The 14,843-nt window shown below is 66.0% G+C and carries 14 protein-coding genes; 9 read left to right on the forward strand and 5 right to left on the reverse strand.

Annotated elements, in window-relative coordinates:
- Window positions 1-35 precede the first annotated feature (35 nt).
- The gene (gene pgi / locus GR328_RS17245) at window positions 36-1,673 is read left to right on the forward strand and encodes a glucose-6-phosphate isomerase (RefSeq protein WP_160885904.1); all 1,638 of its coding nucleotides are present in this window, start codon (window positions 36-38) and stop codon (window positions 1,671-1,673) included.
- Between the two features lie 138 nt (window positions 1,674-1,811).
- Here pgi and otnC read toward each other — a convergent pair whose 3' ends face one another.
- The 5 genes from otnC to GR328_RS17270 form a co-directional block, all read right to left on the reverse strand.
- On the reverse strand, window positions 1,812-2,450 hold the full coding sequence (gene otnC / locus GR328_RS17250; protein ID WP_160885906.1) for a 3-oxo-tetronate 4-phosphate decarboxylase: 639 nt from the start codon (window positions 2,448-2,450) through the stop codon (window positions 1,812-1,814).
- Window positions 2,447-3,721, reverse strand: coding sequence for a 3-oxo-tetronate kinase (gene otnK, locus GR328_RS17255; RefSeq protein WP_160885908.1), 1,275 nt, complete (start codon window positions 3,719-3,721; stop codon window positions 2,447-2,449). The genes otnC and otnK overlap by 4 nt, the downstream gene beginning before the upstream one ends.
- A 5-nt stretch (window positions 3,722-3,726) precedes the next feature.
- The gene (locus GR328_RS17260) at window positions 3,727-4,344 is read right to left on the reverse strand and encodes an aspartate/glutamate racemase family protein (protein WP_160885936.1); all 618 of its coding nucleotides are present in this window, start codon (window positions 4,342-4,344) and stop codon (window positions 3,727-3,729) included.
- Between the two features lie 63 nt (window positions 4,345-4,407).
- Entirely contained in the window at window positions 4,408-5,115 is a 708-nt protein-coding gene (locus GR328_RS17265; RefSeq protein ID WP_205790086.1) for a molybdate ABC transporter substrate-binding protein, read from the reverse strand.
- Window positions 5,116-5,122: 7 nt separating this feature from the next.
- Complete coding sequence (locus GR328_RS17270; RefSeq protein WP_160885912.1) at window positions 5,123-5,323, reverse strand: hypothetical protein; 201 nt, start codon at window positions 5,321-5,323, stop codon at window positions 5,123-5,125.
- A gap of 144 nt (window positions 5,324-5,467) precedes the next feature.
- Here GR328_RS17270 and GR328_RS17275 point away from each other — a divergent pair, with 144 nt between their 5' ends.
- The 8 genes from GR328_RS17275 to GR328_RS17310 all read left to right on the forward strand — a co-directional run.
- Window positions 5,468-6,328: an IclR family transcriptional regulator gene (locus GR328_RS17275; RefSeq protein ID WP_160885914.1), complete on the forward strand. Its 861-nt coding sequence runs from the start codon at window positions 5,468-5,470 to the stop codon at window positions 6,326-6,328.
- 452 nt (window positions 6,329-6,780) lie between these two features.
- A complete protein-coding gene (gene gndA, locus GR328_RS17280) occupies window positions 6,781-8,208 on the forward strand; it encodes an NADP-dependent phosphogluconate dehydrogenase (RefSeq protein WP_160885916.1) in 1,428 nt (475 codons plus the stop codon).
- Window positions 8,209-8,225: 17 nt separating this feature from the next.
- Window positions 8,226-9,704: a glucose-6-phosphate dehydrogenase gene (gene zwf / locus GR328_RS17285; RefSeq protein ID WP_160885918.1), complete on the forward strand. Its 1,479-nt coding sequence runs from the start codon at window positions 8,226-8,228 to the stop codon at window positions 9,702-9,704.
- Between the two features lie 42 nt (window positions 9,705-9,746).
- A complete protein-coding gene (locus tag GR328_RS17290; protein WP_246215935.1) occupies window positions 9,747-10,757 on the forward strand; it encodes a class 1 fructose-bisphosphatase in 1,011 nt (336 codons plus the stop codon).
- A 36-nt stretch (window positions 10,758-10,793) separates the two neighbouring features.
- Complete coding sequence (gene tkt / locus GR328_RS17295) at window positions 10,794-12,824, forward strand: transketolase (protein ID WP_246215936.1); 2,031 nt, start codon at window positions 10,794-10,796, stop codon at window positions 12,822-12,824.
- Window positions 12,821-13,507 (forward strand): 6-phosphogluconolactonase, encoded by a 687-nt coding sequence (locus tag GR328_RS17300; protein WP_160885920.1) that lies wholly within the window; start codon window positions 12,821-12,823, stop codon window positions 13,505-13,507. The genes tkt and GR328_RS17300 overlap by 4 nt, the downstream gene beginning before the upstream one ends.
- 309 nt (window positions 13,508-13,816) lie before the next feature.
- Entirely contained in the window at window positions 13,817-14,227 is a 411-nt protein-coding gene (locus GR328_RS17305; protein ID WP_160885922.1) for a DUF4112 domain-containing protein, read from the forward strand.
- Window positions 14,228-14,303: 76 nt separating this feature from the next.
- The coding region (locus GR328_RS17310) for an ATP-dependent metallopeptidase FtsH/Yme1/Tma family protein (protein WP_205790087.1) at window positions 14,304-14,843 on the forward strand (540 nt) is incomplete at its 3' end.

Consider the following 14,843-nt stretch of genomic DNA (forward strand, 5'->3'; position numbering starts at 1 on the left):
ACGAGCGAGGGGATGCGCAAAGGGAGGATCCGCTGATGCCGCAAGAACAAAGACGACACTTGCAGTCGAACCTGGTCGAGCGAGGCAGGGCTGCCGCACGGACGGGAATCCGCGCCCTCTTCGACGCGGATCCCGACCGGTTCCGGGCCTTCACCACGGCGCTGGAGGACCTGACGCTGGATTATTCGAAGACCGCTTTGTCCGTCGACGACCGGGCCGCTCTTCTTGCCTTCGCCCGAGCCTGCCGGCTGGAGGAAAAACGGGATGCGATGTTCGCCGGCGAGCGCATCAACGTGACGGAGCGCCGGTCGGTCCTCCATGTCGCCCTTCGCGGCCGGATCTCGGATCGCTATGCGGCGGACGGCATTCCGGTCGGCGAAGACGTCGAGCGCGTCCTCGCCGCCATGTCAGATTTCGCGACGCGGATCCGGAACGGAACCCTCACCTCGAGCGCGGGGCACATGTTCACGGACGTCGTCAATATCGGCATCGGCGGCTCGGATCTCGGCCCGGCCATGGCGACCCTCGCGCTCGCACCCTACCATGACGGCCCGCGCGTTCATTTCGTGTCCAATGTCGACGGCGCCCACATCGCCGATACGCTGAAGGGCCTGAATCCGTCCACCACCCTCTTCGTCGTCGCCTCGAAAACCTTCACCACCGTCGAAACGATGACCAACGCCGCCACGGCGCGGCGCTTCATCGTCGATGCGCTCGGCGAGGAGGCGGTTCGCGATCACTTCTGCGCGGTGTCCACCGCCCTCGACAAGGTCAGGGAATTCGGCATCGACGAGAACCGGACCTTCGGTTTCTGGGACTGGGTGGGAGGCCGCTACTCGATCTGGTCGGCGATCGGGCTGCCCGTGATGATCGCGATCGGCGCACCGCATTTCCGCAGCCTGCTGGCCGGTGCGCGTTCCATGGATCTGCATTTCCGGCATGCCCCCCTGGAAGAGAACCTGCCGGTGATACTCGGCCTGGTGGGCTGGTGGCACCGCGTCGCGCTCGGCTATCCGTCGCGGGCGGTCATCCCTTACGATCAGCGGCTGTCACGCCTGCCCGCCTATCTGCAGCAGCTGGACATGGAATCCAACGGGAAGAACATCGGCCTCGATGGGAACCCCACCGCCACGGTCACCGGCCCGATCGTCTGGGGAGAACCGGGAACCAACGGGCAGCACGCGTTCTTCCAGCTGCTGCACCAGGGAACGGACCCGGTCCCCGTCGAGTTCCTCGTGGCGGCGCAGTCCCACGAGCCCGAGCTGCAGGAGCACCACGATCTGCTCATCGCCAACTGCCTTGCGCAGAGCGAAGCCCTGGTCAAGGGACGCACATGCGAGGAGGCCCGCGAACAACTGCTGGCCGCCGGAAAGACTCCGGAAGAGGCGGCCGCCATCGCGCCGCACCGGCAGTTCAGCGGCGACCGGCCGTCGATCACGCTGTGCTATCGCAAGCTCGATCCCAACACCCTCGGCAAGCTGATCGCCCTCTACGAGCACCGCGTGTTCGTCGAAGCCCAGCTGTTCGGCATCAACGCCTTCGATCAATGGGGCGTCGAACTCGGCAAGGAACTTGCCGTCGGGCTGCTGCCGGTCGTGCGCGGCGAGGCTCCCGTGGAGCGATCCGGCGTTCTGACTCGCGGCCTGGCCCGGACGATCGCCCGACTCCAGTAGTCACCGGCTCCATCCACGTCATCACCGGTCCCGTGCCGGTGATCCCGCTCGTGTGGTCCGGCCATGACGGAAGGCCATGACGCCTCATGATCCCAGGGGCTTCCTCGGCGAGCCGGATCCGCCTCGCCGAGACACGATCTAGCTCGGAAAGGCGCGGTCGATGTCCGCGATGGCTTCCGCCGTCAGGGGCGACGCCTTCCGGTCACCGATGATGAAGTAGAGCTTGGCCGTTTCCTCGAGCTCCTCGTAGGCATAGACGGCCTCTTCCAGCGAGCTGCCCGAAACGATGGGGCCATGATTGGCAAGCAGCATCGCGCGATGCTCCCGTGAGGCCGCGCGCACCGCATCTGCCAGGGCCTTGTCGCCGGGGCGATAGTACCCGATCAGCGGCAGCTTGCCGACCCGCATCACGTGATAGGCCGTCAAGGGCGGCAGCGCGTTTCCCGTATGGGCGTGGCACAGGCACGAGGCGGCGACCGAGTAGGTGGAATGGAGGTGCACGATGGCCTTGGCGGCGGGCCGCTCCTCGTAGACCGCCATATGGAAGAAATATTCCTTGGACGGAGGATCGCCGCTCAGAAGCTCGCCCGCCGGCGTAAGCTTCGAAATGCGCTCCGGCTCGAGGAATCCGAGGCAGGAATTGGTCGGGGTCACGAGGATCGAGCCGTCGTCCAGCCGCACCGAAAGGTTGCCGGCGCTGCCATGCGCGAGCTGGCGATTGTACAGCAGCGATCCCATGCGGACGATCTTCGCGCGCAGTTCCGCTTCCTGGCTCATGGCCGTTTCCCCTCCAGCACGGCCATGGCGTCGGCGAAGAAGGTCGGACGCCCGAAATTGCCCGACTTGAGGGCAAGCGCGATCTCCCTCCGGCGACTGACCAGCACCGGCACGCCCGGATCGATCTCGGGACCGATGACGAGGTCGCCGAGATCGAGCGCCTGGGCGACCGCTCCGGAGGTCTCGCCTCCTGCGACGATCAGCCTGCGGACCCCGTCGTCGACGAGCCGCTGAGCAAGCCCGGCAAACAGCGCGTCGAGCCGTTCCGCCACGGCCGCACGGCCGTAGCGCTCCTGGGCCGCGGCCACCTCCGCGGGCGTGCCCGACGAATAGGCGAGCGGTGCCTTGCCGCGATTGTCCCTGAAGAACGGGAGTAGGTTCTCCGGCCCGATCTTCCCGGCCATCACCTCATCGACGGAGATCGCAACGACCGGGTGATGGCGCGCATGGATCTCGATTTGGCCGCGGGTGGCTCCGGAGCAGCTGCCCGCCAGAATAGCCTCGGGGCCGGCCACCCCCGGAAAGGCCTGGCCCCGGCCCTTGGCAAGGCCCTTCGCGATGAAGTTCGCGGGCAGCCCCAGCGCAACCCCCGATCCTCCCGTGACGAGAACCGCATCCGCACAGGCGCGCCCGATCGCCACGAGATCGTCGTCGCAGGTCGCGTCCACGATCGTCAGGATTTCGTTCTCCTGCGCGCTCGCCTGAAGAGCGGCTCGGATGGCGTCGGCACCGGCACGCACGACGTTCAAAGGAACCAAACCGACCTCCGTGTTCGTCTGCAGCCTCAGCCAGCGCCGGATGTTGGCGTCGGTCATGGGCGTCAGCGGGTGATGCTGCATGCCGGATTCGTTCAGCAGCCTGTCGTGCACGAACAGGTGCCCCTGATAGATCGTGCGGCCGGCGGAAGGAAACGCCGGGCAGGCGACGACGCCCTTGACGGCGAGGGCCCTCGCCAATGCCTCGCCGACCGGCCCGATATTGCCCTTCGCCGTCGAGTCGAAGGTCGAGCAGTACTTGAACACGAATTGCCGGCATCCCTGAGCCTTGAGCCATTCCAGGGCCGCCAGGGACTGCCTCACGGCCTCCTGGACGGAAACCGATCGGGTCTTCAGGGAGATGACCGCCGCCTCCACTTCCGGGGCCGCGTCGCCGTCGGGAATTCCCATGTACTGCGACGTCGTCAGGCCGCCCTGCCCCGGCAACCCCTTGGCCAGGGTGTTGGCGATGTCGCTGGCGCCGGTGAAATCGTCCGCGATGACTCCAAGCAGCATGATGTCTACTCCGCCACCAATGTGCGCATCCTGCCGACGGCGGCTTCCGGCGCTGCCAGCACGGGCACCCCGACGGTCCTGCGAACGGCGTCGGCGGCGCGGGATGTCGAGAAATGGGCGAGCATGATGGCGTCGTGCTGCGCGAATTTCGGCGCCATCTCGGCGACGAGCCGGTTGTGCGTGTCCGCATCCCCGCGTCTCAGGAGGTCGATCGCCTCGGGGACCACGATCGTGTCGAGAGTACTGAAGGCGCCGGCTTCGGCGGTGAACTGCGCGAACTCCTCCTCCATGGTCGACACCGCAGGCGCGAACGTGGCGAGCATGCCGATCCGGCGACCGGCGGCAATCGCCTCCCGGAACATGGCCTCGTTGGGCTTGAGGACAGGAATCGGGAGCTCGGCAGCCATGCGGTCGATGGCCGGTCCGAAGGCCGAGCACGTGATCAGAATCCCGTCCGCGCCGATCCTCGAAGCGTAGCGGCCGAAATCGACGAAGCGTTCGATCAGCGCTTCCGACAGCTCGGGGCCGTCCTTGGCGCGGTCGATGGTCAGGCCGTCGTCGAGCAGGTTGACGGCCTCGGCCTCCGGCCACAGCCGCGACATCGCGGACTTGATCGGCTCCATGGCGACCGGGGTGGCATGTAGCAGGACGATGCGGGGAGCGCTCTTCGGCACGATGGTTCTCCACTATTGCTGCGCGGTGGCGGCCAGCCGCGAGGTGAGGCCGCCGAGGCGATAGGCGCGATCCGCCTCCGGAGAGGTGAGATGGGCGATGAATTCCTCCGCGAGGTCCGGGTTCGCGGCGTCGGTGAAGACCGCGACCGAGAAGTCCGTGTGCTTCTGAAGCGGATCGGGAAAGGGCCCCACCACCTCGACGCCCTCCACCGACATCAGCTCGCTGATCTGCTGCACGGCGAGATCGGCCTCACCGGTGACGAGCTTCTGGGCGGTGAAGCCCGCAGGGATCGTGACCGCTCGAGCCTTGACCGTCTCGGCCACACCGAGGCGGTCGACCAGGTCGCCGAAGTAAATTCCGCTTGCTCCCGTCAGGGAATACGCGACGGCCCGCGCGGAAACGAGCGCCTCCTTGAACGTTTCGGGCGTCGAGATGTCGGGGGCGGGCGTTCCGGCGCGCACGGCGAGCCCGAAGCCGGCCCGGGCGATGGGCGTCACGGTCCCGGCGCGGACGATCCCCGCCTCGGCGAGCGATTGCATGGATTCGTCGATCATGATGATCGCGTCGGCACGCTCCCCGCCACGCACGCGGTCCATCAGGACGGCGGTCGGGCTCCATTGCACATCGACGCCGTGACCGGCGGCAGACCATCCCGGGAGGATCGACCGCTTCAGAGCGACTTCGACAGCAAGGGTGCTCATCAACGTCAGGTTTCGCATCTTGATCTCACCAATAGTGCCGCATGATCGCGTGGAACTTCATGAACATCTTGAAATGTACTTCAGCCGACTGCATGGCGAGATGGATAAGCGCCTGCCCCTGGCCGGATCGACTTCGATACAACGAGGCCTGACGGGGCGGTGTCAACGCGCGAGAATGGAATTTGACAGTGTGAAAAACCATCGTGCGGTCGATGACGGCGCGCATGGGCGGCCAAGCCTGAAAGCCTGACCGAAAGGGACGACACTGGGTCGCAGGGCCCGCCAATTTCACAAGGTGAAATACGGCGCCGCGCGGCCTTGACCGCCTCTCCCTTCGCCCCTAGCCTCTTGCCAATAAAAGAGGAACGCCATGCAGGTCGCAGCAGAACAAAACAGCCGTGTTACGGAGCCGCGCAGCCGTCAATACGAGATCGCGGCGAAGAGTTCTGGAAAAGAGGGCAGCGGCAAGAGTATCCAATCTGTTGATCGGGCGCTTGCGATTATTGAAGTTCTTTCTTTGAGCGGCGCTCCCTTGATGCTCGGCGAAATCGCGGCGCTGACGGACATCAATCTCTCTACTTGCCATCATCTCGTCAAAACTCTGGTCAACCGCGGCTATGTAATCTATGCGGGTCGAAGCAGGGGCTACGCACTGAGTTCCAAGCTGGAGGCTCTGTCCCAGCGTTCGGCCCGGGAGTTCAATCTGGTCGAGTTCGTCCGCCCGAGCCTGCTGCAGCTGAATGCGGATCTGCGGGAGGCGGTGCAGATGGCCGTTCTCTGCGGCTCCACCCTGGTGACGCAGGTCCGGCTCGCATCTCAGATTCCTCCTCATGTCGAGTCGAACGACATGTCCAAGGTTCATGCGGCCCATGCAGTTGCGACCGGCAAGGCCATTCTGGCGTGGCTGCCGGAGGCCGAGCTGGCCCGCGTCGTGGCCGATACCGGCCTCGCCGGCTTCACGGAGAGGACGATCACGTCCTTCCCTGCCCTGGTCGAGGAACTGCGTCTGGTGCGGCGGGCGGGATTTGCCGTCTCCGACGGGGAATTCCATCCCGACCTCGTCGGCTTTGGCGCCGCCATTCGCGACACCTCGGGAGCCGTGATCGGCGCGATCGGCGTCTCCATTCCCAATCGCCGCGCCACCGACACGTACCGGGGTTATATCGCGCGGGCCGTGACGAAATGCGCGAAGGACCTTTCCGGCAGAATGCCGGCGGGCTGCTTCGTGTAAATCCTCCCGAAGACCATTCCGGCTCCGCGGATCGGCCTTCGCGCCTGCGGCGCGCGCGCTGGCGCATGCGCCGGACCGAACCCCTTCCCTAGCGCATCGCGCGGAAAAAGCGGATCCGGCTTTCCGCCAAGAACGATGCGCTCATCGAATGAATTGAGCATCGGACCCAAAAGCGGATCCAGTCTTGGGTCCGATGCTCTAAAGACGGTGCCCTGACAGGATTTCCGGAGCCCGGGGCAGCAGAGCGCCACGATGCGCCAAGTACCGGATGCGCCAAGTATACGTGCGGTATACGTGCGTCGTATTCGCGCGTCGTGCCATGCTTCGGGCACCATCTCGCCGTATCCTCGAATTCCGTTTTCACATCGTCGAAAAGCCTTTTGCGTCAGCGACTTTTCGCATTCGCTGTTCTAGCGTTGGACACAGTCGCTGCACTGGATCAGGAGGAAACGATGAGCTCAGAGAAGGCCGATGTCGGCGTACTCGGGTTGGGCACCATGGGCGCAATGCTCGCCCTGAACTTCGCCGAAAAAGGGTTTCACGTCGGATTGTTCAACCGCACAGCGGAAAAAGCAACGAGACTCCGCGACGACAATCCGGAGCTTGGCGGCCGACTTCACCCTGCGCGCTCGGTGGAGGCATTCGTTGCCGCGCTGCAATCGCCCCGCGTCATCGTTCTGATGGTCAATGCCGGCCGTGCCGTGGACGACCAGCTCGACGTGCTGATGCCCCTGCTCGACAAGGGCGACATCGTGATCGATGCCGGTAACACCGACTTCAACGACACCGTCGCGCGGAACCGGCGATGGGAGACATCCGGAATCCATTTCGTCGGCATGGGCGTTTCCGGAGGAGAGCTCGGTGCCCGGCACGGCCCGTCCATCATGGTGGGAGGCGACCGGGAGGTCTGGCAACGGCTGCGGCCTCTCCTCGAGCCCATCTCCGCGAAATACGAGGGTGAGCCCTGTGTGGCGTGGCTGGGGCCCGACGGGGCCGGACATTTCGTCAAGACGATCCACAACGGGATCGAATATGCCGACATGCAGATGATCGCCGAGATCTACGGCATCATGCGCGACGGCATGGGCCTCAGGCCATCGGAGATGGCGACCGCGTTCGCGGCCTGGAACACCCGGGGCCTGTCCTCCTATCTCATCGAGATCACGTCGGTCGTGCTGGCCGAGACCGATCCCAAGACGGGAGCGCCGATGGTCGATGTCATCGTCGACGAGGCGGGGCAGAAGGGCACCGGGCGCTGGTCGGTCATCGAGGCCCAGAGGCTCGGCGTCGGCGCGACCACGATCGAGGCCGCCGTGTCCGCCCGCAGCGTTTCGTCCCTTCGCGGCGAACGCGTGGCGAGCGCGAGGATTTACGAGGATGTCAGGCCTGCCGCCGCGGGCTTCGACAGGGGCGGCGCGGGACTGGCGGAGCTCGAGGCTGCGCTCGAAACGGCCAAGATCATCGCCTATGCCCAGGGCTACGCCGTCATGGCGGCCGCATCGAAGGAATACGGGTGGAATCTGCCCCTGGGCGAGATCGCCCGCATCTGGCGCGCCGGCTGCATCATCCGCTCCGTGTTCCTGCAGGACATCACGAGGGCATACGAGACCAGCAACGAGGTCGTGAACCTGCTGCAGGAAAGCTCGTTCGCCAAGCGCGTCAGCGGCGGTCAGCAGGCCCTGCGGAACGTCGTGGCGAAGGCTGCCCTGGCGGGCATTCCGGTCCCCGCGCTGTCGGCGGCCCTCGCCTATTTCGACGATTATCGTCGCTCCCGCGGCACGGCGAACCTCATCCAGGGGCAGCGCGACCTGTTCGGTGCGCATACGTTCCGCCGCCTCGACGAGGACGGCATCCATCATCATCAATGGCCTGCGGTCTGAGAACGGGGGCGGTGAAAATGATCGGCCAGATCTCAAGGGTGGAGCTTTTCGACTGCGTCATCTTCGGTGGTGGAGGTGACCTGGCCGAACGCAAGCTCCTGCCGGCCCTCTATTACCGCGATCGCGACGGGCAGATTCCCGCGGGCTCGCGCATCGTGGGCGTCTCCCGCACCGAGCGTTCTGACGAGGACTACCGGATCTTCGCACAGAAGGCCATCGAGCTTCATGTCGACGCTGCGGATGTCGAGCCGGAGGCGCTCGCGCGCTTTCTCTCGCGCCTGCATTACCGTAGCGTCGACGCCCTCGGCGACAGCGGCTGGGAGGAGCTGAAGGTCCTGCTGGACGATGGCGGGAAGGATCGCGTGCGGGCCTTTTATCTCGCTGTCGGGCCCACGATCTTCGGCCCGCTTGCCGCCAAGCTGAAGGCCGAAGGCCTCGTCCACGACAAGACCCGGCTGGTCATCGAGAAGCCGGTCGGCCGCGACCTGCAATCGGCTCAGCAGCTCAATGCGGATATCGCCCGACATTTTCGCGAAGATCAGGTGTTCCGCATCGATCACTATCTCGGCAAGGAGACGGTTCAGAACCTCATGGCTCTGCGTTTCGCCAACGTGCTCTACGAGCCTGTCTGGAACCACTCCTTCATCGACCACGTGCAGATCACGGTCGCAGAGAGCGTCGGACTGGAAGGCCGTGCCGGCTACTACGACAAGGCCGGCGCCCTGCGCGACATGGTGCAAAACCATCTACTGCAGTTGCTGGCCCTCGTCGCGCTGGAGCCGCCCTCCACGCTCAAGGCCGACGCCATCCGGGACGAGAAGCTGAAGGTGCTGCGCGCGCTCAAGCCGATCGATGCGCGCAACGCCTTCCAGGTGACCGTCCGCGGCCAGTATCAGGCGGGAGCGAGCGAAAGCGGCGCCGTCAAAGGCTACCTCGACGATCTCGGCGAGCGCTCCAGCGACACCGAAACCTTCGTGGCGATCAAGGCGGAGATCAACAACTGGCGCTGGGCGGGCGTGCCGTTCTATCTGCGCACGGGCAAGCGCCTCCCGCGCCGCGCATCGGAGATCGTCGTCACCTTCAGGCCCGTGCCGTTCCTCATCTTCGGCGATTCCGCAGGACCGGTTTCGCAGAACAGGCTCGTCCTGCGCCTGCAGCCGGGCGAAGGCGTCAAGCAATGGCTCATGATCAAGAACCCGGGCTCGGGCGGCATGCGCCTGCGCCAGGTCGCCCTGGACATGACCTTCGCGGAGGCGTTCAACATCCGCCAGCCCGATGCATACGAGCGCCTGCTGATGGACGTCATCCGCGGGGACCAGGCCCTGTTCATGCGCCGCGACGAGGTCGAGGCGGCCTGGGAATGGGTCGATCCCATCCTCAGGGCCTGGAAGGACATCGAGCAGAAGCCCCAGGGCTACGCGTCGGGGACATGGGGGCCTTCGAGAGCCATCGCCCTGATCGAGCGCGACGGCCGCACGTGGCACGAGCCTGAGTAGCTTCGTGAGCAAGGTCATCACCGCGCCAGGAGCGAAACCCACATGGACACCCGTTCTATGATGCCATTGTTTCTTGAGGATTATCTCGCGATGTCGGCGACCCGAGATGGACGACTGCGGCCGGTCGCGCAAACCATCGCGGAAATGGCCAAGGCCGCGGCCGTGGTGCAGGCCGCCATCGCCAGCGCACGCATTCCGCAGCACGCCGAAGCCAACCCGGATCGGGTGAACGCCACCGGAGACGCGCAAAAGGCGCTCGACGTGTTCGCCGACGAGAGCTTTCTCGCCGCGGCGAAGGCATCGCCCGTCTTCTGCTACGGCTCGGAGGAGCAGGACGCCCCGGTCGTGCTCGGGAAAGGGTCGCTCGCGCTGGCCATCGATCCGCTCGACGGCTCGTCGAACATAGACACCAATGTCTCCGTCGGAACGATCTTCTCCCTTCTGCCAGCCCTGGATGAGCACCGGGAGGACCCGGTCCGGATGTACTGCCAGCCGGGCACGCGACAGCTCGCCGCCGGCATCTTCATCTACGGGCCGCAATTGCTCTTGGTGGTGACCCTCGGTCTCGGAACGAAGACCTTCATCTATCTGCCCGAACGGGCCGGTTTCGCTCTGCTGCGGACGAGTGCGAGCGTTCCCGAGGATGCCGCGGAATACTCGATCAACGCCTCCAACAGGCGCCATTGGCCCGCCCATGTGCGGCGCTACATCGAGGATGCCGAGGCCGGCAGGGACGGCCCCCGACGGCGCAATTTCGGGATGCGCTATGTCGGGTCCCTGGTCGCCGAAACCTACCGCATTCTCCAGCGTGGAGGCGTGTTCCTCTATCCGTCGGACCGCCGCGACGGCTACGGGAGCGGACGCCTGCGGCAGGTTTATGAAGCCAATCCCATCGCCTTCTGTATCGAGCAGGCCGGCGGGGCCGCCACGAACGGCACGACCCGCATCCTCGATCTCGTTCCGGAGACCCTGCATGCCAGGACGCCCCTCGTCTTCGGCTCGAAAGGCGAGGTCGAGACCTTCGCCGGCTACATCGGCAAGCAGACCATCTGATCGCGTCAGTTCATAGAAATTCATTCGGAGAAAGACATGCTGGACCAGGTCCTGAGAGTGCCGCCGAGCCACAACACATGCGCAATGGCGAACGCCATCCGGTTTCTGGCGATCGACGCCGTGCAGCAGGCGAATTCGGGCCATCCCGGCATGCCGATGGGCATGGCCGACGTCGCGACCGTCCTGTTCCGCGACTTCATCACCATCGATCCGGCCGCGCCTGAATGGCCCGACCGGGACCGGTTCGTGCTCTCGAACGGGCATGGTTCCATGCTGCTCTATGCCCTGCACCACCTCGTCGGCTACCCCGACATGACCGTGGAGCAGCTGCGCTCGTTCAGGCAGCTCGGGTCCAGGACCGCGGGTCACCCGGAATACGGACATGCTCTCGGCATCGAGACGACGACAGGCCCCCTCGGGCAGGGTCTTGCGACCGCTGTGGGAATGGCCCTCGCGGAGCGCATGCTGAACGCTCGCTTCGGCGACGACCTCGTCAATCATCACACCTACGTGTTCTGCGGCGACGGCTGCCTCATGGAAGGCATCAGCCAGGAGGCGATCGATCTTGCCGGTCATCTGAGACTGTCGAAACTGATCGTGCTCTTCGACGACAACGGGATTTCGATCGACGGTTCGACGGATCTCTCCACGTCGACCGATCAGGCGAGGCGCTTCGAGGCTTCCGGCTGGAATACCGACCGTGTCGACGGTCACGACCAGGCCGCCATCCATGCGGCGATCATGCGCGCGAGATTCTCGGACAGGCCGACGATGATCGCGTGCAGGACGACCATCGGCTACGGCTCTCCCAAGCTCGCAGGCTCGGAGAAGAGCCACGGCGCACCGCTCGGATCGGAGGAGATCGCCGCCACGCGCGCGCAGCTCGGATGGAATTCCGAGCCGTTCTCCGTGCCGCAGGCCGTCCTGGACGAGTGGAAGGTGGTCGCAGAGCGCGGGGCCGAGGCGCGCCGCCAGTGGGAGGCGAGGCACGCCCAGTCCCCGAAGCGCGAGGAGTTCGATTCCAGGCTCGCCGGGGCGCTCGGCGAAGGCTTCTCGGCCCTTATGGCGGACTTCCGGCGGCAGCTGGCCTCGGACGGTCCCAAGCTCGCGACCCGGAAGTCGTCCGAGGTGGCGCTCGGCGTGATCAACGATTTCACCGATCTGACCGTCGGCGGTTCGGCCGATCTCACGCACTCCGTCTTCACCCTCACCAAGGGCATGGGCGATGTGCAGGCCGGCGCCTATGACGGCCGCTACATCCGTTACGGCATCCGCGAGCACGCCATGGGCGCGGTCATGAACGGCCTGTCCCTGCACGGCGGCTTCATTCCCTATGGCGGCACGTTCCTGGTCTTCTCGGACTACATGCGCAGCAGCATCCGCCTTTCGGCTCTCATGGGCGTGCGGGCCGTCTACGTCCTGACCCACGACTCGATCGGGCTCGGCGAGGATGGGCCGACCCATCAGCCCATCGAGCATCTGACCATGCTGCGGGCCACTCCCAATCTTCTGGTCTTCCGCCCGGCCGATGCCGTCGAGACGGCCGAAGCATGGGAGATCGCCCTGACGGCGAACCGGCCGTCGGTCCTTTCCCTCTCGCGCCAGAACCTGCCCACGCTTCGCTCCGGGGATGCGGAGGAGAACCGGTCGCGCAGAGGCGGCTACATCCTGCGCGACGCTCCCGGCCGCCGGGACGTGACGCTTCTGGCGGCGGGCTCCGAGGTCGAGATCGCCGTGCAGGCGGCCGGCATCCTGCAGGAGCAGGGAGTGGCCGCCGCCGTCGTTTCGGTTCCCAGCCACGAACTCTTCCTGGAGCAGGACGCCGCCTACCGCGCGGACGTTCTCGGGAAGGGACCGCGGATCGCCATCGAGGCCGGTGGCGGCATGTCGTGGGATCGTCTTCTGGGCGCGGAGGGCCGCTTCATCGGCATGACCTCCTTCGGCGCGTCCGGACCCGCAGCCCAGCTCTATGCCCATTTCGGCATCACGACCGAGAAGGTCGTGACCGCGGCTCACGAGATGCTCGAGACAGGGCGCCGCCTCGCCGAGCCGGAGGTGCTGTCGTGAACGCCATTCCGGTCACTCTCGCCGGTGCGACCACCCTGACGCGCGTGTCGGAGAGGCTGGCGGCCGACCTCGCCGCAATCCTCCGACAGGCGGTGGGCGAGCGCGGGCATGCCTCTCTCGCCGTTCCGGGCGGGACGACGCCGAGGGAATTCCTCACCGCCCTCGGCCGGTGCGATCTTCCCTGGCCGCAGATTACGGTCATGCCGACCGATGAGCGCGATGTCGCTCCGGACGACATGCGCTCGAACGAACGCATGATCCGTGAATGCCTCCCCCTGGCTTCCGACGGCTACGCTCCCCTGCGCGCGGACGGACGGCCGCTCGAGGATGCCGCCATGGAGCTTGGGAACCGGCTGGCCCCCCTGCTCCCGCTCGACGCCGTGGTGGTCGGGATGGGAGCGGACACGCACATCGCATCGCTCTTCCCAGGCGACCCCAGACTCGGGCGGAATGAAAGGGGGGCGTTGCCGCCGGTCGTTCCGTCCTATCCGGCGGGGCTGGAGCCGCGACTGTCCCTCGCCCCCTCCCCTCTGGCGGCCGCCCGATGGAAGGCACTCCTGATCTCCGGGGATGAGAAGCGCTCGGCATTGACAGCCGCTCTGGAGACGAAGGATCCCGTGGCCCATCCCGTCTGTCTCCTCTTCGAGAGCGGAGCCTCGCCTCGGGTCTACTGGGCCGAATGAGAAGGCCCGGACCGGCCGCCCGATGCCGGCTTCATGGCCGCGTCGGACCCCGAGGATGCGGCCCAAGAGTGGCGTCATCGAGTGGCGTCATCGAGTGGCGTCATCGCCGCGCGACGGAGGAGCGTTGACCGCCGCCAGGAATGAATTCTGGGCACGGCCGGGCATGTCGGCCCGGCCTTGAACCCGCCCCGTCCCGTCCCCACCTTTCAGTCACCGGGGTCCGGGCCCCTCTGGCAGTCGCCCAGGCTGCGATGTCGGACTCTCTCACCTGAGGAGAGCTTGAGGCTCCTCCGCTTCTGGGAGACGACTGTGACGTCTTACTCTTACGGATCTTCCCTCGCCGCCGACACCTCCTTCCGCGCCAGCGGCGCGCGGGCGAGGCTCGACACTCTCGCCCGCTTTCTCGACAGCGCGGTGCGCGTGCCGGGAACCAATATCCGCTTCGGCGCCGACGCGCTGCTGAACCTCGTCCCGGGCGTCGGCACGCTGACCTCCAAGGGCATGTCGGCCTACCTGATCTGGGAGGCACACCGCCTCGGGGTGCCTGCCAGGACATTGCTCCGCATGGCGGGTCATGTCGGCGTCGATCTCGTCATCAGCGCGGTTCCCGTGGTCGGCTGGGTCGGCGACGTGTTCTACCGCTCGAACCTGCGCAACATGGATCTGCTCCGCAAGCACCTGGACGAGGCGCATCCGGTGCCGAACGGTTTCCGGCGCTGAGGCGTTCGTTACGCGAAGCCTGTCCGGTGACCTCCTCCTCCTCCTCCCGTCCCAAGTGCCGTCTAGAAAGGCGAGAATGAGCAACCCCAACCCTGCATCGAACTTTCGCAACATCGCAGCGGCGGCCGCAGTCGCGGCCATGCTGGCGCTGTTCTATTTCCAGAGCGCTGCGCCCCCCCAGGCCGATCAGCTCCCTTACTCCGCCTTTGTCTCGGAAGTGGAGCGGGGCGAGATCCGCTCGGTCACGATCCAGGGACAGGAGGTTGTTGCCGAGCGCTCGACGGGCGGCCGTGTCACCACCTACGTCCCGCAGGGCGCCGATCTGGTCGCCCAGCTCCAGCAGAAGGGCGTCGTGATCAAGGCCGAACCGCCGCCGCAGCCGAGCCTGCTCGGCGGTCTGCTGCTGTCGCTCCTGCCCTTCGCGCTGATGATCGGCATCGTGATCTGGATGTCGCGCAGGGCCATGGGGCAGCAGGGCGGCGGCGGGCTCATGGGTTTTGGCAAGTCGAAGGCGAAGCTTTTGACGGAGGCGCATGGGCGTGTGACGTTTGAGGACGTGGCGGGGATCGACGAGGCCAAGGAGGATCTGCAGGAGGTTGTGGAGTTCCTGCGCGAT

Source organism: Microvirga makkahensis (assembly GCF_009830105.1).
In the GTDB taxonomy this organism is placed as follows: Bacteria; Pseudomonadota; Alphaproteobacteria; order Rhizobiales; family Beijerinckiaceae; genus Microvirga; species Microvirga makkahensis.

What these genes read in the sequence shown, in the direction of transcription:
- pgi (WP_160885904.1), top strand. Translation starts at nt 36, where the DNA reads ATGCCGCAAGAACAAAGACGACACTTGCAGTCGAACCTGGTCGAGCGA.
- otnC (WP_160885906.1), bottom strand. Translation starts at nt 2,450, where the DNA reads ATGAGCCAGGAAGCGGAACTGCGCGCGAAGATCGTCCGCATGGGATCG.
- otnK (WP_160885908.1), bottom strand. Translation starts at nt 3,721, where the DNA reads ATGCTGCTTGGAGTCATCGCGGACGATTTCACCGGCGCCAGCGACATC.
- GR328_RS17260 (WP_160885936.1), bottom strand. Translation starts at nt 4,344, where the DNA reads ATGGAGCCGATCAAGTCCGCGATGTCGCGGCTGTGGCCGGAGGCCGAG.
- GR328_RS17265 (WP_205790086.1), bottom strand. Translation starts at nt 5,115, where the DNA reads ATGCGAAACCTGACGTTGATGAGCACCCTTGCTGTCGAAGTCGCTCTG.
- GR328_RS17270 (WP_160885912.1), bottom strand. Translation starts at nt 5,323, where the DNA reads ATGCGCGCCGTCATCGACCGCACGATGGTTTTTCACACTGTCAAATTC.
- GR328_RS17275 (WP_160885914.1), top strand. Translation starts at nt 5,468, where the DNA reads ATGCAGGTCGCAGCAGAACAAAACAGCCGTGTTACGGAGCCGCGCAGC.
- gndA (WP_160885916.1), top strand. Translation starts at nt 6,781, where the DNA reads ATGAGCTCAGAGAAGGCCGATGTCGGCGTACTCGGGTTGGGCACCATG.
- zwf (WP_160885918.1), top strand. Translation starts at nt 8,226, where the DNA reads ATGATCGGCCAGATCTCAAGGGTGGAGCTTTTCGACTGCGTCATCTTC.
- GR328_RS17290 (WP_246215935.1), top strand. Translation starts at nt 9,747, where the DNA reads ATGGACACCCGTTCTATGATGCCATTGTTTCTTGAGGATTATCTCGCG.
- tkt (WP_246215936.1), top strand. Translation starts at nt 10,794, where the DNA reads ATGCTGGACCAGGTCCTGAGAGTGCCGCCGAGCCACAACACATGCGCA.